19 protein-coding genes are annotated in these 19,109 nt (G+C 72.8%); 6 read left to right on the forward strand and 13 right to left on the reverse strand.

Features of this window, described 5'->3' with window-relative positions; translation table 11 throughout:
• Positions 1-19: 19 nt before the first annotated feature.
• Both cydB and ACNF49_RS35025 read right to left on the reverse strand, forming a co-directional pair.
• Positions 20-988, reverse strand: a complete 969-nt coding sequence (gene cydB / locus ACNF49_RS35020; protein WP_482940240.1) for a cytochrome d ubiquinol oxidase subunit II — start codon at positions 986-988, stop codon at positions 20-22.
• Between the two features lie 7 nt (positions 989-995).
• Entirely contained in the window at positions 996-2,369 is a 1,374-nt protein-coding gene (locus ACNF49_RS35025) for a cytochrome ubiquinol oxidase subunit I (protein WP_482940241.1), read from the reverse strand.
• Positions 2,370-2,479: 110 nt separating this feature from the next.
• Here ACNF49_RS35025 and ACNF49_RS35030 point away from each other — a divergent pair, with 110 nt between their 5' ends.
• The gene (locus tag ACNF49_RS35030) at positions 2,480-3,172 is read left to right on the forward strand and encodes a helix-turn-helix domain-containing protein (RefSeq protein ID WP_357969512.1); all 693 of its coding nucleotides are present in this window, start codon (positions 2,480-2,482) and stop codon (positions 3,170-3,172) included.
• 16 nt (positions 3,173-3,188) lie between these two features.
• Here the strand turns inward: ACNF49_RS35030 and ACNF49_RS35035 are convergent, their stop codons facing one another.
• Genes ACNF49_RS35035 through ACNF49_RS35060 form a run of 6 tightly spaced genes read right to left on the reverse strand, consistent with a single transcriptional unit; the run spans position 3,189 to position 10,797 of the window.
• The gene (locus ACNF49_RS35035) at positions 3,189-3,980 is read right to left on the reverse strand and encodes a universal stress protein (protein WP_357969510.1); all 792 of its coding nucleotides are present in this window, start codon (positions 3,978-3,980) and stop codon (positions 3,189-3,191) included.
• 28 nt (positions 3,981-4,008) lie between these two features.
• Positions 4,009-4,233, reverse strand: coding sequence for a hypothetical protein (locus tag ACNF49_RS35040; RefSeq protein WP_357969507.1), 225 nt, complete (start codon positions 4,231-4,233; stop codon positions 4,009-4,011).
• 30 nt (positions 4,234-4,263) lie between these two features.
• A complete protein-coding gene (gene narI / locus ACNF49_RS35045) occupies positions 4,264-4,950 on the reverse strand; it encodes a respiratory nitrate reductase subunit gamma (protein ID WP_357969505.1) in 687 nt (228 codons plus the stop codon).
• Positions 4,947-5,609, reverse strand: a complete 663-nt coding sequence (gene narJ, locus ACNF49_RS35050) for a nitrate reductase molybdenum cofactor assembly chaperone (protein WP_357969502.1) — start codon at positions 5,607-5,609, stop codon at positions 4,947-4,949. The genes narI and narJ overlap by 4 nt, the downstream gene beginning before the upstream one ends.
• Positions 5,606-7,156: a nitrate reductase subunit beta gene (gene narH, locus ACNF49_RS35055; protein WP_357969499.1), complete on the reverse strand. Its 1,551-nt coding sequence runs from the start codon at positions 7,154-7,156 to the stop codon at positions 5,606-5,608. Before narH ends, narJ begins: the two co-directional genes overlap by 4 nt.
• Positions 7,156-10,797, reverse strand: coding sequence for a nitrate reductase subunit alpha (locus tag ACNF49_RS35060; protein WP_357969668.1), 3,642 nt, complete (start codon positions 10,795-10,797; stop codon positions 7,156-7,158). The genes narH and ACNF49_RS35060 overlap by 1 nt, the downstream gene beginning before the upstream one ends.
• A 188-nt stretch (positions 10,798-10,985) precedes the next feature.
• On the opposite strand from ACNF49_RS35060, the gene ACNF49_RS35065 reads away from it, so the two are divergent.
• Both ACNF49_RS35065 and ACNF49_RS35070 read left to right on the forward strand, forming a co-directional pair.
• A complete protein-coding gene (locus tag ACNF49_RS35065) occupies positions 10,986-11,627 on the forward strand; it encodes a response regulator (RefSeq protein WP_357969496.1) in 642 nt (213 codons plus the stop codon).
• 65 nt (positions 11,628-11,692) lie between these two features.
• Positions 11,693-12,100, forward strand: a complete 408-nt coding sequence (locus tag ACNF49_RS35070; RefSeq protein WP_357969495.1) for a pyridoxamine 5'-phosphate oxidase family protein — start codon at positions 11,693-11,695, stop codon at positions 12,098-12,100.
• A gap of 68 nt (positions 12,101-12,168) precedes the next feature.
• Here ACNF49_RS35070 and ACNF49_RS35075 read toward each other — a convergent pair whose 3' ends face one another.
• The 5 genes from ACNF49_RS35075 to ACNF49_RS35095 form a co-directional block, all read right to left on the reverse strand.
• Positions 12,169-13,392, reverse strand: coding sequence for an MFS transporter (locus ACNF49_RS35075; protein ID WP_357969492.1), 1,224 nt, complete (start codon positions 13,390-13,392; stop codon positions 12,169-12,171).
• A gap of 165 nt (positions 13,393-13,557) precedes the next feature.
• Positions 13,558-15,255 (reverse strand): sensor histidine kinase, encoded by a 1,698-nt coding sequence (locus ACNF49_RS35080; RefSeq protein WP_482940242.1) that lies wholly within the window; start codon positions 15,253-15,255, stop codon positions 13,558-13,560.
• 64 nt (positions 15,256-15,319) lie between these two features.
• Entirely contained in the window at positions 15,320-15,976 is a 657-nt protein-coding gene (locus ACNF49_RS35085) for a CBS domain-containing protein (protein ID WP_482940243.1), read from the reverse strand.
• A 109-nt stretch (positions 15,977-16,085) separates the two neighbouring features.
• Entirely contained in the window at positions 16,086-16,490 is a 405-nt protein-coding gene (locus tag ACNF49_RS35090; RefSeq protein WP_482940244.1) for a nuclear transport factor 2 family protein, read from the reverse strand.
• 92 nt (positions 16,491-16,582) lie between these two features.
• Complete coding sequence (locus ACNF49_RS35095) at positions 16,583-17,104, reverse strand: carboxymuconolactone decarboxylase family protein (RefSeq protein WP_357969484.1); 522 nt, start codon at positions 17,102-17,104, stop codon at positions 16,583-16,585.
• Between the two features lie 88 nt (positions 17,105-17,192).
• Between ACNF49_RS35095 and ACNF49_RS35100 the strand changes: the two genes are divergently transcribed.
• From ACNF49_RS35100 to ACNF49_RS35110, 3 genes are all read left to right on the forward strand, one after another.
• On the forward strand, positions 17,193-17,810 hold the full coding sequence (locus ACNF49_RS35100; protein WP_357969481.1) for a DUF4142 domain-containing protein: 618 nt from the start codon (positions 17,193-17,195) through the stop codon (positions 17,808-17,810).
• Between the two features lie 73 nt (positions 17,811-17,883).
• The gene (locus ACNF49_RS35105; protein ID WP_482940245.1) at positions 17,884-18,339 is read left to right on the forward strand and encodes a hypothetical protein; all 456 of its coding nucleotides are present in this window, start codon (positions 17,884-17,886) and stop codon (positions 18,337-18,339) included.
• A gap of 129 nt (positions 18,340-18,468) precedes the next feature.
• Positions 18,469-19,104 carry an MFS transporter gene (locus ACNF49_RS35110; RefSeq protein ID WP_482940246.1) on the forward strand — a complete coding sequence of 212 codons (636 nt, stop codon included), beginning with the start codon at positions 18,469-18,471 and terminating at the stop codon, positions 19,102-19,104.
• The last annotated feature ends 5 nt before the right edge of the window (positions 19,105-19,109 follow it).

The following is a 19,109-nucleotide window of genomic DNA, read 5'->3' on the forward strand; positions in this document are numbered from 1 at the left end:
CCGCCGATCCGGCTGTCCGTCAGGTTCGGACGGCGCCGGTGAGGCGGCGGCGGAACACCCAGTACGTCCATGCCTGGTAGGCCAGCACCAGGGGCGTGAAGACGGCCGCGACCCAGGTCATCACCGTCAGCGTGTACGGGCTGGAGGCCGCGTTGGTGACGGTCAGGCTGTTGGCCGGGTCCAGGGCGGGCATGACGTTCGGCCACAGGCCGCTGAAGATCGCGGCCACCAGGGCGACCACGGCGATCGCGCTGGCGGTGAAGGCCCATCCGTCACGGCCGCGCACGGTCGCGGCCACCGCGCCGGCCAGGCCGAGCGCGACCAGCGCCACGGCGGCCCACCTCAGCGCCCCGCCGCCGTCCGAGAGCAGCAGGAACGCCATCACGACCAGGAACGCCGCCGGGGAGATGCTCTTGGCCATCCGGCCGGCGGCCAGGCGCAGGTCGCCGGTGGTGCGCAGGGCCAGGAAGACCGCGCCGTGCAGGGTGAACAGCAGGAGCGTGGCCAGCCCGCCGAGCAGCGCGAACGGGTTGAGCAGGGTCAGCAGCGTGCCGATGTACTCGTGCTCGGCGTTCAGCGGCACACCGCGCACGATGTTGGCGAACGCCACCCCCCACAGGAAGGCCGGCACGAGCGAGCCCCAGAACAGCGCCCGGTCCCAGCCCCGCGTGCTGTCGCTCTTGCTGCGGTACTCCAGGGCCACGCCGCGGGCGATGAGCGCCAGCAGGATGAGGAACAGCGGCAGGTAGAAGCCACTGAACAGGGTGGCGTACCACTCGGGGAAGGCGGCGAAGGTCGCGCCGCCGGCCACCAGCAGCCACACCTCGTTGCCGTCCCACACCGGGCCGATCGTCCTCAGGACGGCTCGCCGGTCGGCCTCCTCGCGGCTCAGGACGGGCATCAGGATGCCGACGCCGAAGTCGAAGCCCTCCAGCAGGAAGTAGCCGGTCCACAGCACGGCGATCAGTACGAACCAGACGTTTTCCATGATTTCCTCAGTAGCTCAGCGCGGGGACGGCGGTCTCGGGCTCGTCCTGCTCGTTCGGCCCGATCCGGATGAACTTGACCAGCAACCGGATCTCGATGATCGCGAGCACGGCGTAGGCCAGGGTGAAGCCGACCAGCGTGATGGCCACCGAGGGCACGTCCGCCGTCGGCGAGACGGCGTAGGCGGTGCGCATCAGCCCGAAGACGGTCCACGGCTGGCGGCCCATCTCGGTGAAGATCCAGCCCATGCTGTTGGCCAGGAACGGCAGGCCGATCCCGGCGATGGCCAGCCGGTAGGCCCAGCGGCCCGCGGGCAGCCGGCCGCGCCTGGTCAGCCAGAGCCCGGCCAGGGCGAGCAGCGCCGACAGCATGCCGAACCCGATCATCAGCCGGAAGGACCAGTAGGCCAGGCCGACGATCGGCCGGTAGTCGCCGGGGCCGTACAGGGCCTGGTAGCGGGCCTGGATGTCGTTGATGCCCTCGACCTCGCCGTCCAGGGTGTTGGTGGACAGCAGGCTCAGGCCGTACGGGATCTGCAGGTTGACGTGGTTGCGGCCGTTCTCGACGTCGCCGATGGCGAACAGGGAGAAGCCGGCGGAGGTCTCGTCCTCCCACAGGGCCTCGGCGGCGGCCATCTTCATCGGCTGCTGCTCGGTCATGATCTGGGCCTGCCAGTGGCCGGAGAACGACACCCCGACCGCCGAGACCAGGCTGACGGCCAGCGCCAGCCGGGCCGAGGTGCGGAAGAGGGAGACGTCCCGCCTGCGCAGCAGGAACCAGGCGCTGACGCCCAGCACGAACGCGGCCGCGGTCAGGAACGCCCCGAACAGGACGTGCGGGAAGGTGACCAGCGTGGTCGAGTTGGTCAGGACGGCCCAGATGTCGGTCAGCTCGGCGCGGCCGTTGTTGATCCGGTAGCCGACGGGGTGCTGCATCCAGGAGTTGGCCGCCAGGATGAAGTAGGCCGAGATGTTGGTGCCGATGGCGGCCAGCCAGATCGTGGCCAGGTGCAGCCGGGGCGACAGCCGGTCCCAGCCGAAAATCCACAGGCCGAGGAAGGTGGACTCCAGGAAGAAGGCCATCAGCCCTTCCATGGCCAGGGGCGCGCCGAACACGTCGCCGACGAAGCGGGAGTAGTCACTCCAGTTCATCCCGAACTGGAACTCCTGCACGATGCCCGTGACCACGCCCATGGCGAAGTTGATCAGGAACAGCCGGCCCCAGAACCGGGTCAGCCGCAGGTACTCCGGCTTCTTCGTCCGATGCCACGCCGTCTGCAGGCCGGCCACGATGATCGACAGGCCGATCGTGAGCGGCACGAAGAGGAAGTGGTAGACGGTCGTGATGCCGAACTGCCACCGGGAGAGATCCAGGACATCCATGCAGGCCAGGCTCCTCCTCCCGGCCGCCGCGCCGTAGGGCCGTGCGTCCCCGGGGGGAGGGACGTTGGTCCCACGAAGGGGCGAAAGACCCTGTCCGGGGTACGGGCTGCATGGGTAGCTTCGTCACGCGCGACGTCCACGAGCAGGAGGAGACAGTGACAGGGACCGGCGACTTCGGCCACCGCATCCAGTACCACCGGCAGCGGCTGGGGCTCACCGTCGAGCAGGTGGCGGAACGGGCGGACATGTCCGCCGGCTACCTCCGGTACATGGAGGAGCACGTGGACATCCCGGACAGGGGGACCCTGAACCGCCTGGCCGACGCGCTCGGCACCACCGGCCAGGATCTGCTGGGCGGCGGGCGCGACCGTCCGCCGGGCGTCGGGCCCGCGATGGCCGAGCCCGTCCTGGAGGTCCTCGAACGCGAGGAGTGCCTGCGCCTGATCGCGTCCGGCGGCATCGGCCGGATCGCGTTCAACGGCTCGCACGGGCCGACGGTGCTGCCCGTCAACTTCCGCGTGCACGACGGCGCCATCGTCTTCCGCACCGCCGCGGGCGGCCCGCTCGACCAGGACCTGCGGACCGGGCTGGAGGGCGTCGAGGTCATGGTGGGCTTCGAGGTGGACCGGATCGACGAGGCCCGGCGGCAGGGGTGGAGCGTGCTCGTGCAGGGGCCCGCCCACCACGTGACCCCGGACGAGCGGGCCGAGCCGGATGTCACCCCGTGGGCGGGCGGCGACCGGCGGCTGCACATCCGGATCGTCCCCCACCACGTCACCGGCCGGCGCATCCACTCCATGTGAGAAGTGGGGCCAGGAGCTAGAAGCGGGGCCGGACGACCGCCACCGTGCAGGCCGCGTGGTTCAGCACCCCGTGGCCGACCGAGCCCAGCACGGCCGAGGCGAACCCGCCGAGCCCGCGCGAGCCCACCACCACCAGGTCGGCCGTCCCGGCGGCGCGGACCAGGGCGGAGACCGGGTGCTCGCACGGCTGTTCCTCGGTGATGACCAGGTCGGGGTTGGCCCGCCGCCACGGGACGACGTGCCCGTGCGCCTGGCGGTCGGCGTCCTGCATGACCTCGATGAGGCTGCCGTAGGCGGCGGCGTACGGCGAGGAGACCGGGATCTGCCAGGCCGAGACCACGTGCAGCCGGGCCCGGCGCGCCCTGGCCTGCTCGACGGCGTACTCCATGGCCGCCCGCGCGTGCTCGGAGCCGTCGAAGCCGACCACCACCCGGTCGTGCCGCCCCTGCGGCGGCGTCCGGACGACGACGACCGGGCCGGCGGCGTGCCCGGCCACGGCGACGCTCACCGACCCGGCCGACATGCCGGTGAACCCGCCGAGCCCGCGCGCGCCCAGCACCAGGCTGTCGGCCGCCGGCGACTCCGCGACCAGGGTGTCCACGACGTTCCCGGTGAGCGCCTCCGTCGTCACCCCGGCCTGTCCGGCCAGGGCGGCGGCGGCCTCCAGTACGCGGGCGGAACCGTCCGCCCGGCGCACGTGCACGATCCGCAGGTCCAGCCCGCGCCGCGCGGCGTCGGCCGCCGCCCATTCCACCGCCGCGGTCGCGGGCGCGGATCCGTCCACCGCCACCACGATCTGACCGCCCATCACGTCTCTCCTTCCCGGGCTCGCGCCCTCAGGTCCGCGGCCGGTCCGCCGGCGTCCCCGCGAGGGCCGGCGCGCACGACGCCGGGCCGTCCGCGCAGGGGACGTCGCCGACCGGCCTGATCAGCTGTCCGCGCCGGTCCATCCGGATCTCGACACGTGCCGTGCTCTCCTGGGCGGCCGTGACCGGGCCGGCCGCCACCAGCGCCGCGCCGGCGGCGGCCAGCAGCGCCACCGCCACCCTGGCGACGCTCATCCGCGTGCCTCTCCCCTCGGCGGGCGCCGGTCAGCGCGACCGGACGGGCACGCGCCGCCGGTAGACGACGTAGGGCCGCCACAGGTACGCCACCGGCGCCGACCACACGTGCACCAGACGGGTGAACGGCCAGATCGCCGCCAGCAGCCAGGCCGACATCGCGTGCAGCTGGAACAGCAGCGGCACGTCGGCCATCAGCCGCGGGTCGGGACGGAAGGTCAGCACGCCCCGGAACCAGACGGCGATCGTGGCCCGGTAGTCGTAGCCGCCGCCGAGCAGGTTGCTGCCCACGGTCGCGGCCATGCCCAGCACGATCACCACGGCCAGCACGGTGAACAGCACCTTGTCGGCGCGGGTGGTGGTGCGCCGCACCCGCGGGCTGGTCAGGCGCCGGGCCAGCAGCAGCGCCAGGCCCGCGACGACCATGACCCCGGCCACGGTCCCGGCGCTCACCGACACCAGGTGGTAGAGGTGCTCGTCCACGCCGACGGCCTCGGTCCAGCTCTTGGGGACGAGCAGACCGAGCACGTGACCGCCGATGGCCGCGAACGCGCCCAGGTGGAACAGCGGCGAGCCGAGCCGCAGCAGCCTGCTCTCCAGCACCTGCGTGGTACGGGTGGTCCAGCCGAACTGGTCCACCCGCCAGCGCCAGACGTGCCCGGCGACGAAGATCGTCAAAGCGACATAGGGGACGATCGCCCAGAGCACGACGCTCACGGCCGTACCTCACTCTCGTTCAGCGGCGGCCCGTACGGGGCCAGGCCGACCTCCTCGGCGGGCGGGCCGGCCAGGGCGAGGTCGGCCACCGCGGCCCGCTCGGCCTCCGACATGCCGGGCAGCACCGCGCACAGGGCGTCCAGCACGAGCGCGTACGGCGAGCCGGTCTCGTGCAGGGCGGTGCGGATGAGCTCCAGCCCCTTGCGGTGCTGGCGCAGCGGCGCCTCCCCCACGTCCGGCCCGGCCAGCGCGGCGAACTCGCACACCACCGGCAGGAAGTCGGGCAGCTCGCCCTCGGGCGGGGTGAGCCCGGCCACCCGGTAGCGCTGCTTGAGCGTCAGCAGGGCCATGCCCCGGCGGCGGGTGTCGCCGTGCAGGTAGTAGGTGAGGTAGAGGCTGGACTTGCGGCGCAGGTCGAAGGTCTCGACGTAGTGGCGGGCCAGCGGCATGGGCTGCCGGTCGCCGAACCACCACAGGAACTGCTCCAGCGCCTGGCGCGGATGCCCGTCGGGCAGCGCGGCGACGGCCTTGCGCAGCTCGGGGCGGGCGGCCAGCAGCCCGGCGTCCGGGTACTGCAGCAGCAGCGAGACCAGCCGGAGCAGCGCGGCGCGGTCCTGCGGCCGTTCGACGACGGTGTCGGGGGCGGGCAGCAGTCTCATGACGCCGGCCCCTTGCCGGTGAACAGCTTCAGGCCCAGGCGTCCGTCGCTGCGGCGGCCGGTCACGCCGGTCGGGTGGAACTCGCTCATGCCGGGGCCGCCGTCGCCGTCCAGGCTGCACCCGGCGGCCTGGGCCGACAACGCGGCGGCGTCCTCGCGGTGGGCGGCGGGCACGACGTAGCGCTCCTCGTACTTGGCGACGGCCAGCAGGCGGTACATCTCCTCCATGTCCCGCGCCGTCATCCCGGCCGACTCCAGCAGGTCCTCGGCCACGGTGCCGTCGACGGTGCGGGCCCGCATGTAGCCGCGCATCGCCGACAGCTTCATCAGCACCCCGGCCACCACCTCGGTGTCCCCGGCGCTGAACAGCCCGGCCAGGTACTCCAGCGGGATGCGCAGGTCGGTGATGGCGTGGAAGACGTTGTCGGGGTCGTCGGCGTCCGCGCCGGCGCCGGTCACCGCGTCGAGCACCGGCGACAGCGGCGGGATGTACCAGACCATCGGCAGCGTGCGGTACTCCGGGTGCAGCGGCAGCGCCACCCGGTAGCGCATGGCCAGCCGGTAGATCGGCGAGCGCCGCGCGGCCTCGATCCAGTCCTCGCTGATCCCGGACGCGCGGGCGGCGGCGGCCACCTGCGGGTCGTCGGGGTCCAGGAACACCTTGCGCTGGGCCTCCAGCAGGTCGCGCGGGTCGGGCACGCGGGCGGCGGCCAGCACGGCGTCGGCGTCGTACAGGACGAGGCCGATGTAGCGCAGCCGGCCCACGCAGGTCTCGGCGCACACGGTCGGCTGTCCCGCCTCGATGCGGGGGAAGCAGAACGTGCACTTCTCGGCCTTGCCGGTCTTGTGGTTGACGTACACCTTCTTGTACGGGCACGACGAGACGCACATGCGCCAGCCGCGGCAGCGGTCCTGGTCCACCAGGACGATGCCGTCCTCCTCCCGCTTGTACATCGCGCCGGAGGGGCAGGCGGCCACGCACGCCGGGTTGAGGCAGTGCTCGCAGATGCGCGGCAGGTGGAACATGAAGGTCTGGTCGAACTCCATGCGCACCTTCTCGGCCATGGCCGCCAGGTTGGGGTCGCCGTGGGCGTGCTCGGGGGCGCCGCCGAGGTCGTCCTCCCAGTTCGCCCCCCACGTGATGTTCATGTCCTTGCCGGTGATGGCCGACTTGGGACGGATGACCGGCACGTGCGGCCCGGCGGGGGCGTTGAGCAGGGTGTCGTAGTCGTAGGTGGCCGGCTCGTAGTAGTCGTCCAGGTCCGGCAGGTCGGGGTTGGAGAACAGGCTGAGCAGCCGCTTGACCCGGCCGCCCGCGCGCAGCTTGAGCCGGCCGCGCCCGTCGAGCTGCCAGCCGCCGTGCCAGCGTTCCTGGTCCTCGTACCGCTTGGGGTAGCCGACGCCGGGCTTGGTCTCGACGTTGTTGAACCAGACGTACTCGACGCCGTCCCGGTTGGTCCAGGTCTGCTTGCAGGTGACGGAACAGGTGTGGCAGCCGATGCACTTGTCCAGGTTCATCACCATGGCGACCTGTGCCATGACGCGCATCAGTAGGTCACCTCCTGGCCGCGGCGGCGGATCACCGTGATCTCGTCACGCTGGTTGCCGGTCGGCCCGTAGTAGTTGAAGGCGTAGGTGAACTGCGCGTACCCGCCGATGAGGTGGCTGGGCTTGAGCAGCAGCCGGGTGAGGGAGTTGTGCACGCCGCCGCGCCGGCCCGACCGCTCGGTGAGCGGGACGTTCACGTTGCGGTCCTTGGCGTGGTACATGTACACGGTCCCGGCCGGCATCCGGTGGGAGACGACCGCCCTGGCCACGACCACGCCGTTGCGGTTGTACGCCTCGATCCAGTCGTTGTCGGCGGCCCCGATCGAGGCGGCGTCCTCGACGCTCATCCAGATCGTCGGCCCGCCCCGCGACAGGGCCAGCATGTACGCGTTGTCCTGGTACTCGGAGTGGATCGACCACTTCGAGTGCGGCGTCAGGTACCGCACGGTGACCTCGGCGCCCTGCCCATCAGCCAGCCCGTCGCGCTGGTCGCCGTGGTGGCGGCGCAGGTCGAGCGGCGGCCGGTAGGCGGGAAGCTGCTCGCCCAGCTCGATGATCCAGTCGTGGTCGAGGAAGAACTGCTGCCGGCCGGTCAGGGTGTGCCAGGGTTTGTCGCGTTCGACGTTGATGACGAAGGCGGAGTAGCGGCGCCCGCCGGTCTCCGAGCCGGACCACTCGGGCGAGGTGATCACCGGCTGCGGCCTCGACCGCGTGTCGGCGAACGTGATGCGCTTGCCCTCGTGCTCGGCGGCCAGGTCGGCGAGCCTGGTCCCGGTGCGCTTCTCCATGGTCTCGAAGCCCTGGGTGGCCAGGCGGCCGTTGGTGGTGCCGGACAGCGTGAGGATGGCCTCGCACATCCGGTCGGCGGTGCCGAGGGAGATGTGGCCCTCGGGGGTCAGGCCGTTCTGCTCGCGCAGGTAGTCCAGCTCGGGGCCCACCTGGTAGGTGATGCCCTTGGTGGTCAGGCCGAGGTCGGCGAACAGCGGCCCGATCCCGCGGACGCGCTCGGCGACGGCGCCGTAGTCGCGCTCGACCGTGATGATCTTGGGCATCGTCCGGCCCGGGACGGGCTCGCACTCGCCGTGCTTCCAGTCGCGCACCCGGCCGCCCGGCTGGGCCAGTTCGTCCGGGGTGTCGTGGGTGAGCGGGACGGCCAGCACGTCGGTGCGCCTGCCCAGGTGGCGGGCGGCCAGCTCGGAGAAGGCGTCGGCCAGCCCGAGGAAGGCGTCGTGGTCGGACCTGGTCTGCCAGGGCGGGGCGATGGCCGGGTTGAAGGCGTGCACGAACGGGTGCATGTCGGTGCTGGACAGGTCGTGCTTCTCGTACCAGGTGGCGGCGGGCAGGACCACGTCGGAGAACAGCGCCGTGGACGTCATCCGGAAGTCGATCGTCGTCAGCAGGTCGAGCTTGCCCTCGGCGGCGTTCTCCCGCCAGGTCACCTCGGCCGGGCGCAGCCCCTCGGGCGTCTCCTCGTTGCGCGCCTCGGCGTCGGCGCCGAGCAGGTGGCGCAGGAAGTACTCGTTGCCCTTGCCGGACGAGCCGAGCAGGTTGGCCCGCCACACGGTCAGCACCCGCGGGAAGTTGGCCGGGTCGCCCGGGTCCTCGGCGGCGAAGCGCAGCCGGCCCGCCTTCAGCTCGTCCACCACGTGCTCGGCCACCGGGACGCCGCGCGCGGCGGCCTCGTCGGCGAGCTTGAGCGGGTTGCGGTCGAACGTCGGGTGCGAGGGCAGCCAGCCCATCCGGGCCGCCTGGGCGTTGCAGTCGGCGAACGAGCGGCCCGCGAACCTGCCCTCGCCCAGCGGGCTGGCCAGCTCGCCGGCCCCGAAGCTCTCGTAGCGCCACTGGTCGGTGGCCAGGTACCAGAACGCGGTGCCGGCCATGTGCCGGGTCGGGCGCTGCCAGTCGAAGCCGAAGGCCAGGTGCTGGAAGCCGGTGACCGGGCGGACCTTCTCCTGGCCCACGTAGTGCGCCCAGCCGCCGCCGTTGACGCCCTGGCAGCCGGTCAGCAGCACCAGCGTCAGGAACGAGCGGTAGATCTGGTCGGAGTGGAACCAGTGGTTGGTGCCGGCGCCCATCGCGATCATCGACCGGCCCTCGGTGCGCTCGGCGTTGCGGGCGAACTCGCGGGCGATCCTGGCGATCGTGGCGGCCGGGACCGAGGTGATCTCCTCCGCCCAGGCCGGGGTGTAGGGCTGCGTGGCGTCCTCGTAGCTCGCCGGCCACTCGCCGGGCAGGTCGCGGGCCACGCCGTACTGGGCCATGAGCAGGTCGAACACGGTCGTGACGAGCTTGCCGGCCATCTCGGTGACCGGGACGCCGCGGCGCATGACCGAGCCGCCCTCGGTGGGGCCCTCGTCGAAGCGCGGCAGGTCCACCTCGACCGCGCGCCCGGACCGGCCGAGCAGGGTCAGCGCGGGGACGGCGCCGTCCAGGTCGAGGTTCCAGCGGCCCTCGCCCTCCTGGCCCCAGCGGTGGCCGAGCGAGCCGTTCGGCACCCGCGCCGCGCCGGTCGTCTCGTCCAGGAAGACGGTCTTGAACTCGGCGTTCTCGCTCTCCTGGCCCAGGTCGGCGGCGGTCAGGAAGCGGCGCGGCACGTACGCGTCGCCGCGCGGCTCCAGCGTCACCAGGAACGGCAGGTCGGTGTACTTGCGCACGTAGTCGGTGAAGTACGGAACCTGGCGGTCGCGGAAGAACTCGGTCAGCGTCACGTGACCCATCGCCATGGCCAGGGCACCGTCGGTGCCCGGGTGCGGCGCGAGCCAGTCGTCGGCGAACTTGACGTTGTCGGCGTAGTCCGGGCTGACCGCGACGACCTTGGTGCCCTGGTAGCGGGCCTCGGTCATGAAGTGGGCGTCCGGCGTGCGGGTGACCGGGATGTTGGAGCCCCACATGATCAGGTAGCGGGAGTTCCACCAGTCGGCCGCCTCGGGCACGTCGGTCTGGTCGCCCCACACCTGCGGCGAGGCGATCGGCAGGTCGGCGTACCAGTCGTAGAACGACAGCAGCGTGCCGCCGATCATCGACAGGAAGCGGGTGCCGGCCGCGAACGAGGCCATCGACATCGCCGGGATCGGCGAGAAGCCCACCACCCGGTCGGGGCCGTAGTCCTTGATGGTGTGCACGTGGGCGGCGGCCATGAGCTCGAGGACCTCCTCCCAGCTCGACCGGACGAACCCGCCCTTGCCCCGGGCCCGCTTGTAGGCCCGCGCGCGCTCGGGGTCGCCGGTCAGCTCCGCCCACGCCAGCACGGGGTCGCCCAGCCTGGCCTTGGCCTCGCGCCACATCTCCAGCAGCACGCCGCGCACGTACGGGTAGCGCACCCGCGAGGGAGAGTAGGTGTACCAGGAGAAGGAGGCGCCACGGGGACAGCCGCGCGGCTCGTACTCGGGCGACTCCGGGCCGACCGACGGGTAGTCGGTGGCCTGGTGCTCCCACGTGATCAGGCCGTCCTTGACGAAAACCTGCCAGGAGCACGAGCCCGTGCAGTTCACGCCGTGCGTCGAGCGCACCACCTTGTCGTGCGCCCACCGGTCCCGGTAGAAGCGGTCCCAGGCGCCGGGATCGATCTGGTGCAGGGTGCGGCCGTCGGCCGACACCTCCGCCCTGGTGAAGAACTTCCTCGCCGCCAGCAACGGCCCCATGCCCGGGATCGCGTCTATGTCGCTCACAACTTTTCCCCTGCCACAACGGTCATGGCTCCAGGCTGGTGGGCAGGCATGCGCTCCCGGCAGGGACCAAAGTCCCTTCGTACCGGCCGATGGGCCCACGACCGGCGGGCGAGGACCTTGGTCCCTACTTCCGGGTGACGGGAGGCGGTAGCGTCGGAGTCATGATTCGTGTGTTCCTTCTCGACGATCACGAGGTCGTGCGGCGTGGCGTGGCCGCCCTGCTGGGCTCCGAGGACGACATCGAGGTGATCGGCGAGGCCGGGACCGCCGAGTCGGCGATCGCCCGCATCCCGGCGCTGAAGCCCGACGTCGCGGTGCTCGACGTGCGCCTGCCCGACGGCAACGGCGTCGACGTGTGCCGCGAGGTGCGCTCGAAGCTGCCGGGGCTGGCCTGCCTCATGCTGACCTCGTTCGCCGACGACGACGCCCTGTTCGACGCGGTGATGGCCGGCGCCTCGGGCTACGTGCTCAAGCAGATCCACGGCTCCGACCTGGTCGGCGCGGTGCGCACGGTGGCCTCCGGGCAGTCGCTGCTCGACCCGCAGACCACCGCCGCCATGTTGCAGCGGCTGCGCGACCAGGCCGCCCGGCAGGACCCGCTGGCGGCGCTGTCGGAGCAGGAGCGGCACATCCTCGACCTGATCGGCGAGGGGCTGACCAACCGGCAGATCGGCGAGCGCATGTTCCTGGCCGAGAAGACGGTCAAGAACTACGTGTCCAACCTGCTGGCCAAGCTCAACATGCAGCGCCGGACGCAGGCCGCCGCGCTGTCGGCGCGGTTGCGGGCCGACCGGCGCGACTGAGCGTCCCCCGCATTGGGACTTTCGCCTCTGACGCCGGGAACGTACCTGGTGGGAGGCTGAGAAGCATGCAACTCGATTCGTCCGGGCTCCAGGTGCTCTCCCGTGAGGAGTGCCTGCGCCTGCTGTCGTCCACGCCGATCGGGCGGATCGTCTTCACCGATCGCGCCCTGCCGGCCGTGCAGCCGGTCAACTTCTGCCTCGACGGCGAGCGCGTCGTCATCCGCACCTCGATCGGGTCGAAGCTGGCCGCGGCCACCCGGCACGCCGTGGTGGCGTTCGAGGCCGACGAGTTCGATCCCGCGATGCGCACCGGCTGGTCGGTGACGGCGGTCGGGCACGCGCGGGCGGTGACCGATCCGGCCGAGATGGCCCGGCTGGCCGCGCTGCCCCTGTCCCCGTGGGCTCCGGGCAGCCGTGACCACTACATCGTGGTCGACGCCGAGCAGGTGTCCGGCCGCCGGATCGGTGAGTGACGTACCGTTAAGACGCTTTTGTGCGGGGCCCGGCCGATGGCCGGGCCCCGCTCTTTCGCGGGGTGCGGTCAGCGTGAGCCGACCGGACCGGCCACGCGGCGGGCGGTCAGCGCGCGGACCGCGGTCACCGTCAGGGCCAGGGTGAGCACGGCGGTGGCCGCCAGCAGGGCCAGGCCGAGGCCGTACGAGCCGAGCCGGCCGTACAGGAAGCCCATCACCAGCGGCGGGACGAACCCGCCGAGCCCGCCGGCGGCGCCGACCAGGCCGGTGACCGTGCCGACCTTGTCGGCCGGGGCGACCTGCGCGACGAGCGCGAAGGTGGCGCCGCTGCCGGCGCCGAGCGCGGCGGCCATGGTCAGGAACGCGATCGTGCCGACCGGCATGAGGCCGGGGGTGAGCGCCTGCACGCCCGCCGTGACGGCGGTGACGACGAACACGCCGGTCAGCACGGGCACCGGGCCGACGCGGTCCGACAGCCAGCCGCCGATCGGCCGCGCCAGGACGGCCAGGACGACGAACCCGGCCATCCGGTTGGCGGCGTCGGCCTGCTCCAGCCCGTAGCCGGTCTGCAGGTAGGCGGGCAGGTAGACCGAGAAGGCGACGTAACCGCCGAAGGCGACCGCGTACAGCACGCACGCCTGCCAGGTGATCGGCAGCCTGAGCGCGGCGGCCATGCGCGCCCCGAGCGGCTGGGCTACGACGGTGCGGCCGGGCGCGTCGCGCAGCACCAGCCACGCCACGACCGCGTACGCGGCCAGCACGACGGCGGTGATGAGGAACGGCACGGCGGCACCGCCGGCGCGGACCAGGGGGACGGTGGTCAGCGCGCTGATCGCGGTGCCGCCCATCCCGGCGCCGAAGATGCCGACGGCCAGGCCGCGCCGGTTCGGCGGGAACCAGGCGTTGACGAACGGCACGCCGACGGCGAACACGGTGCCGCCGACACCGAGGAAGAACCCGCCGATCAGCAGCGAGACCATCGACGTCTGCCCGAACAGGCCGACGAACAGGACGGGGACGATGGTGGCCGCCGAGACCAGCGGGAACATCACCCGCCCGCCGAACCTGTCGGTGAGCGCGCCGACCGGGATGCGGCCCAGCGACCCCACGATCACCGGTACGGCCACCAGCAGCGCCTGCTGCCCGGCCGACAGCCCGAGCAGTTCCTTGAAACGCGGCCCGAGCGGACTGAGCAGGGCCCAGGCCCAGAAGTTCACCGCGAAGCCCAGGGTCGCCAGGGTGAGCATCAACGCTGGGCTGCGGCCGGGGGTGGTGGCCGGTGCGTTCGTCATGTCTTCCTCACGTGGTTCATGCGGAGGTGGGGCGGCCTGGATGGCCGCGATCACCTGGCTGTGCCGTCCCATCACAGCTCAGCGGGCATGACGTGGGGTATGGACGAAGGTCCCGACCTCCCGGGACTTAGGACGCGCGAGGGGCTGCGCGCGCTGGAACGGCCGTCACAGCGGGACGTGCCAGCGCAGCCGGGTGCCGCCCCCCTCCGGCGTCTCCAGCTCGGCGGCCCCGCCGAGGTCGGCGGCCCGTTCCTCGATGTTGCGCAGGCCGCTGCGCCGCCCGCCGTCGCCCGGGCCGACGCCGTTGTCGCCGACGACGAGGGTGAGCCGGCCGCCGGCGACCTCGATGGAGACCTCGGCGCGGGTGGCGTGGGAGTGGCGGACCACGTTGGACAGCGCCTCGCGCAGGACGGCGAGCAGGTGCCCGGCCACCGGGTCGGGCACCAGGGTGTCGATCTGGCCCTCCATACGCAGGCCGGGCATGAACCCCAGGTGCGCGCCCGCCCCCTCCACCAGGTCGACGATCTTCGTGCGCAGGCTCGGCGCGGCGTCCTCGCGCGGGGCCTGGAGGGCGAAGATGGACGAGCGGATCTGGCGGATGGTCTCGTCCAGCTCGTCGATGGCGTGTTGCAGTCGTTTGCCCGCCTCCGGGCGCTCGACCAGCCGGACGGTGCTCATGAGCGTCATGGCCGTGGCGAACAGCCGCTGGATGACGACGTCGTGCAGGTCCTTGGCGATGCGGTCGCGGTCCTCCAGCAGGCCGAGCCGTTCGGCGTCGCGGCGGGCCTCGGCCAGCTCCAGCGCGATCGCCGCCTGCCCCGCGAACGACTCCAGCATCTGCTGGTCGGCCCCGCTGAACGGCAGCCGCCCGCCGCGCTTGGCCAGCATGAGCACGCCCCGCACGCGGGGCGCGGCGCCCAGCGGGACCATCAGGCCCGGCCCGTAGCCCAGCCGCCGCAGCGGCGAGTCGGGGTAGGGCGCGCCCGGCAGGTCCCGCTCGGACCTGGGCTCGGCGTGCGTGAACGCCTCCCCCTCCAGGGTGGCCGAGACGTCGAACGCCATCCCCAGCAGCTCGTCGGCCCCGTCGCCCTCGGCCACGTCGACGGTCAGCGTGCCGCCCCACGGGTCGGGCAGCAGCACCTGGACCAGGTCGGCGTCGCACATCTGGCGGGCCCGCGCCGCCATGGTGGTGAGCACCTCGCGGGAGCCGGCGCCGGACAGCAGGCTGGTGGTGATCTCCGAGGACGCCTGCAGCCAGGTCTCGCGGCGGCGGGACTCCTCGTACAGGCGGGCGTTCTCCACGGCGACGCCGGCGGCGGTGGCCAGCGCGACGACGATGGCCTCGTCCTCCTCGTCGAAGTCGCCGCCGCCGCGTTTCTCGGTCAGGTAGAGGTTGCCGAACACCTCGTCGCGCACGCGCACCGGGACGCCGAGGAAGGTGCCCATCGGCGGATGGCCGGGCGGGAAGCCGTAGGACTCGGGGTGGTCGGAGATGCGGCCCAGCCGCAGCGGACGGGCGTCCTTGATCAGCAGGCCGAGCAGGCCCAGCCCGTGCGGCCAGTGCTCGATCCGGGCGATCTCCTCCTCGCTCAACCCGACCGGGATGAACTGGACGAGCGTCTGCTCCTCGCCGACCACGCCCAGCGCGCCATAACTCGCGTCCACCAGCTTGGTCGCGGTCTCCACGATCCGCCGCAGCACGGTCTCCAGGTCGAGGTCGCTGCCCACCGAGACGACGGCCTCCAGCAGCGCGTGCACCCGGTCGCGGGTGGCGAGGACGGCGTTGAGCCTCGTCTGCAGCTCGGCCAGCAGCTCGTCGAGCCGCATCTGGGGCATCAGGCTGCGCTGCTCACTTTCCGACATACCGTTCAGTGTCCCAGCAGGTCGCCTCGCCGCCGGAACCAGCCCGCCGGGTCGCGGCCGCCCGTCACAGCAGCGGCGGGACGGTGAACAGGTCGTCCCGGTCGCGGTCGAGCTCGGTCACGACGTCGACGACGCCCTCCACCGCCCGCACCGCCTCCGCCAGCGCGGCGGCCCGTACCCCGCCCGCCACCCTGCCGGTGATCGTGACCACCCCGGCGTCGACCGCGACCGCGAACGTGCCGTCCGGCGGGAGCACGGCCCTGACGTCCGCCTCCAGCTCGGCGGCCGGGCGGGTGAAGACGCGCAGCACGTCGCGCTGGTGCAGGGTGCCGACGACGCGGCCGGTGACCGGGTCGATCACCGGGAGCTGCCTGATCCGCCGGGTGTGCATGATCCTGGCCGCCTCGCGCACCGGCATGCCCGGCGTGACCGTGACCGCCGGCGACGTCATCAGCTCCGCGGCGGTGACGGCGGCGGCCTTGCGCTGCTCCTGCCGCCGCGCCCGCGAGTCGAGGACGGAGACGGCGTGCCGGGCCGGGCCGGTCTCCTTGAGCAGCAGGTCGTCCTCCGACACCACGCCCACCGGCCGCCGGTCGGCGTCGATCACGGTGACCGCGCCCACCGCGTACCGCTTCATCGCCGCCACGATGTCGGCGAACGACGCGTGCTCCAGCACCGCGATCGCCACGCGTCCCATGACGTCCTTGACCTCGATCGACATGATCGCCACCTCGCTTTCCGCCTCCACGGTCCCTCGCGCGGGGGCGGTGGCGGCAGCGGCGAACGTCCCGCGGGCGAAGGGCTAAGGTCCTGGGCCGCGGGAGCGGGTGTCAGTGCAGCGGGCCGGCGAAGACCACGATCTCGTCGATGTCGCCGGCGGCGGTCAGGTGGACCATGTCGGTGCCCGACAGGACGGTGGCGCCGTCGGGCCCCTCGAAGCGCCAGCCGAACCGGGCCCACTCGTGCGGCGCGTCGACGGACGTCGTACGGACCATGCGGCAGCCGCCGGCCCGGTAGCCCTGCACCACCTCGGTGACGAAGTCGGCCACCGCGCCCCGGCCGGACCCGCGGCCGAGCGGCCCCCAGAACACCACGTCGGCGGCGAGGGCACGGCTGAGCAGCGCGGAACGGTGGTCGGGGTCGTCGGCGTTGGCGGCGGCGATGAAGGCGTCGATCGCGTCGGCGTGGGCCCGGTGGTGCCGCTGCGGGGATTCCGCCGGTTCGTACACGGTCATGTCGTCCTCCATCCGTCGCCGGGGCGTGCGGGAACCGGGTCCGGTCGCACGCCGATCGCCATGAGCCAGTACATCACGAGCGCGCCCCTGACCTACTCCGCTTCCGGCTGGTTCCCCACGAGCAGGTTGAACGCGCCGGTCAGCAGGTTGAGCGAGACCAGCCCGACGACCTCGGCGATCACCCGGTCGCTCCAGCCGAGGGAACGCAGCTCCGCCACCTCCTCGTCGGTGATGGAGGACGGCTCGACCAGCACCCGCACCGCCACCGCGATCAGGGCGGCCTCACGCGCGTCGGCCGAGGTGCCCTGGCGGGCCAGCGCGACGTCGGCCTCGCTCAGTCCGGCGGCCAGCGCCCCCTCGGTGTGCGCGGCCAGGCACGTGCCGCAGCCGATCCACTCCTGCACGGCCAGGGAGATCTTCTCGCTGAGCGCGCGCGGGATCTTCACCCGCTTCATCGCCCGGGAGAAGTCCAGGTATCCCTGGAGCAGGGCGGGCGAGTGGGCCATCGTGGACACCATGTCACCCACCCCGCCGTGCCTGGCGACGATGTCGTCCAGGATCTGACGGGACTTCTCAGGGGCCTTCTCAGGAACGAGCGGTGCAAGACGTCTCATACGTCGCACTCTATACCCATGGGGGGTATCAAGGAAACCGGTCCCGGCTTCGTTGAACCGGATCCGGCGGGCCCGCGTACCTTCGAGCATGCACAGGCTCTTGCGCGGTGAGATGTTCATGCTCGGCGGCTTCGTCGCGGCGGCGGCGGCGACGATCCTGCTGATCCTGCCCCCGTCGATCGACCCCGCGGACGCGCAACGGACCCGCACGCCCTCGGGCCCCCTCTCGGCCGCCGACATCGACCTGCTGATCAAGGTGCGGCAGGCCGGCCTGTGGGAGATGCCCGCGGGCGAGTACGCCGCCACCCGCGCCCAGTCACAGCGCGTCAAGCAGGTCGGCAAGCAGATCATGGGCGAGCACCAGAAACTGGACCAGATCACCCGCGACACGGCGGCCAAGCTCGGCGTCGCCCTTCCCGACGAGCCCAACCCCGACCAGCAGCGCTGGCTGGCCCAGCTCGCGGCCGAGAGCGGCCCGGCCTTCGACCAGGACTACGCGAACCTGCTGCGCGCCGCGCACGGCAAGGTCTTCGGCACCCTGGCGCTCGTCCGGGCCGGGACCAGGAACGCCGAGATCCGCAAGTTCGCCCAGGAAGGCATCAACTTCGTCATGCGCCACATGACGTATCTCGAATCGACCGGCCTGGTGAACCACAACCAACTCCCCGAACCCCCGCTCCCGTCCCCCGCCCCGCCCACCTCCTGACCTGCCGGCCCCTGGAAGCACGTCCTTCCACGGGGGACCGGCCCCATCGACACCCCGGCGGAACACCGACCTCATGCCCGAACCCCTCGAAGCACCCGCCCGCGCGTCGCGGCGGGCCATCGCCGCCCTGGGCATCGCCCTGCTGGCGGGGTGCGCGACCGTCCCCGTCCCCCAGGGGCAGCCGGCGCACCACCACGGCGCCGCTCCCCCCGCCCCCGCCGTCGCCGTCGCGCCGAAGGTGCCCGCCGGCGACATGAAACAGCTCACCGCCCTGCTCGGCTGCCCCGCCGGCAAGCTGCAGACCGACGCCGCCGAGCTGCGGCAGGCGGCCTGCGACACCCCCCAGGGCCGCCTGACGATCGTGACGTTCAGCACGGACGACGGCAAACGAGAGTGGCTCGACATCGCCCAGGCGTACGGCGGCGCGTACCTGGTCGGCGACCGCTGGGTCGTCGTCGCCACCGCCGACCAGCTGGAACGGTTACGCGGCCGCCTGGGAGGCGAGCTCGAGACCCCGCGACACCATTGACCCCTCCCCGCCGGGCCGCCTCCCCGCCGTGCCCGCCCGTCGCGCCCCTCCGTCGCGCCCCTCCGTCGCGCCCGTCCGGTGCGCAAGGACGCGGATGACGACCCGGCCGGGCTCTGGCACGATGGCCGGATGCAGGTCGCCCGTCCCGTGGTCCGCGCGCTTCGCGCCGCGGTGTTCACGGCCGTGTGCGTCCTGGCCTCGGCGGCCCTGCACACGCTGGTCGGCGGCACGGCGATCGCGCCCGGCCCGCTGGCCCTGGCCGTCGCGGCGACCTTCGCGGCCGCCTACGCCGCCGGTTCCCGTCCCCGCGGATGGGCGCCCCTGCTGGCCATGTGCGTGGCCGCCCAGTACGGCCTGCACGAGCTCTTCGACGCCTCCGAGTCCGCCCGGTACGGGCTGAGCCACCTGCTCGACGCCTCCTCGCCGTCCTTCGCCGGGCCGCCCGCCGGGCCGGTCGCCCATGGGCACGGCTCCTCGGGGATGGTGGTGATCCACCTGGCGGTGGCCGTCTCGTCGAGCTGGTGGCTGGCCCGCGGGGACGCGGCCCTGGCGGCGTTGCTGCGGTTGAGCACGGTCCGGCTGGCCCGGCTGTGGGCCGTCCTGTGCGCCTGGTCGTCCGTCCTGGCTCCGCCGCCCGCCGGGCCCGCCCGCGCGTGCCCGCTGTGGCCTCCCGTGGCGGGTCACCGGGCGCTGCTGCTGGCTCCGGTGCTCTCCCGACGCGGGCCGCCCCGCCCGGCTGCGCACGCCCGGCCGTCCGGCCGCTGACGTTC

The organism is Actinomadura sp. ATCC 39365 (genome assembly GCF_054392275.1).

Coding starts and splice junctions, on each gene's coding strand:
- ACNF49_RS35090 (WP_482940244.1), bottom strand. CDS start 16,490: ATGACCGTGTACGAACCGGCGGAATCCCCGCAGCGGCACCACCGGGCC.
- ACNF49_RS35065 (WP_357969496.1), top strand. CDS start 10,986: ATGATTCGTGTGTTCCTTCTCGACGATCACGAGGTCGTGCGGCGTGGC.
- ACNF49_RS35060 (WP_357969668.1), bottom strand. CDS start 10,797: ATGGGGCCGTTGCTGGCGGCGAGGAAGTTCTTCACCAGGGCGGAGGTG.
- ACNF49_RS35025 (WP_482940241.1), bottom strand. CDS start 2,369: ATGGATGTCCTGGATCTCTCCCGGTGGCAGTTCGGCATCACGACCGTC.
- ACNF49_RS35080 (WP_482940242.1), bottom strand. CDS start 15,255: ATGTCGGAAAGTGAGCAGCGCAGCCTGATGCCCCAGATGCGGCTCGAC.
- ACNF49_RS35110 (WP_482940246.1), top strand. CDS start 18,469: ATGCAGGTCGCCCGTCCCGTGGTCCGCGCGCTTCGCGCCGCGGTGTTC.
- ACNF49_RS35085 (WP_482940243.1), bottom strand. CDS start 15,976: ATGTCGATCGAGGTCAAGGACGTCATGGGACGCGTGGCGATCGCGGTG.
- narH (WP_357969499.1), bottom strand. CDS start 7,156: ATGCGCGTCATGGCACAGGTCGCCATGGTGATGAACCTGGACAAGTGC.
- ACNF49_RS35035 (WP_357969510.1), bottom strand. CDS start 3,980: ATGGGCGGTCAGATCGTGGTGGCGGTGGACGGATCCGCGCCCGCGACC.
- ACNF49_RS35075 (WP_357969492.1), bottom strand. CDS start 13,392: ATGACGAACGCACCGGCCACCACCCCCGGCCGCAGCCCAGCGTTGATG.
- ACNF49_RS35095 (WP_357969484.1), bottom strand. CDS start 17,104: ATGAGACGTCTTGCACCGCTCGTTCCTGAGAAGGCCCCTGAGAAGTCC.
- ACNF49_RS35030 (WP_357969512.1), top strand. CDS start 2,480: ATGGGTAGCTTCGTCACGCGCGACGTCCACGAGCAGGAGGAGACAGTG.
- ACNF49_RS35100 (WP_357969481.1), top strand. CDS start 17,193: ATGCACAGGCTCTTGCGCGGTGAGATGTTCATGCTCGGCGGCTTCGTC.
- narJ (WP_357969502.1), bottom strand. CDS start 5,609: ATGAGACTGCTGCCCGCCCCCGACACCGTCGTCGAACGGCCGCAGGAC.
- ACNF49_RS35040 (WP_357969507.1), bottom strand. CDS start 4,233: ATGAGCGTCGCCAGGGTGGCGGTGGCGCTGCTGGCCGCCGCCGGCGCG.
- ACNF49_RS35070 (WP_357969495.1), top strand. CDS start 11,693: ATGCAACTCGATTCGTCCGGGCTCCAGGTGCTCTCCCGTGAGGAGTGC.
- cydB (WP_482940240.1), bottom strand. CDS start 988: ATGGAAAACGTCTGGTTCGTACTGATCGCCGTGCTGTGGACCGGCTAC.
- ACNF49_RS35105 (WP_482940245.1), top strand. CDS start 17,884: ATGCCCGAACCCCTCGAAGCACCCGCCCGCGCGTCGCGGCGGGCCATC.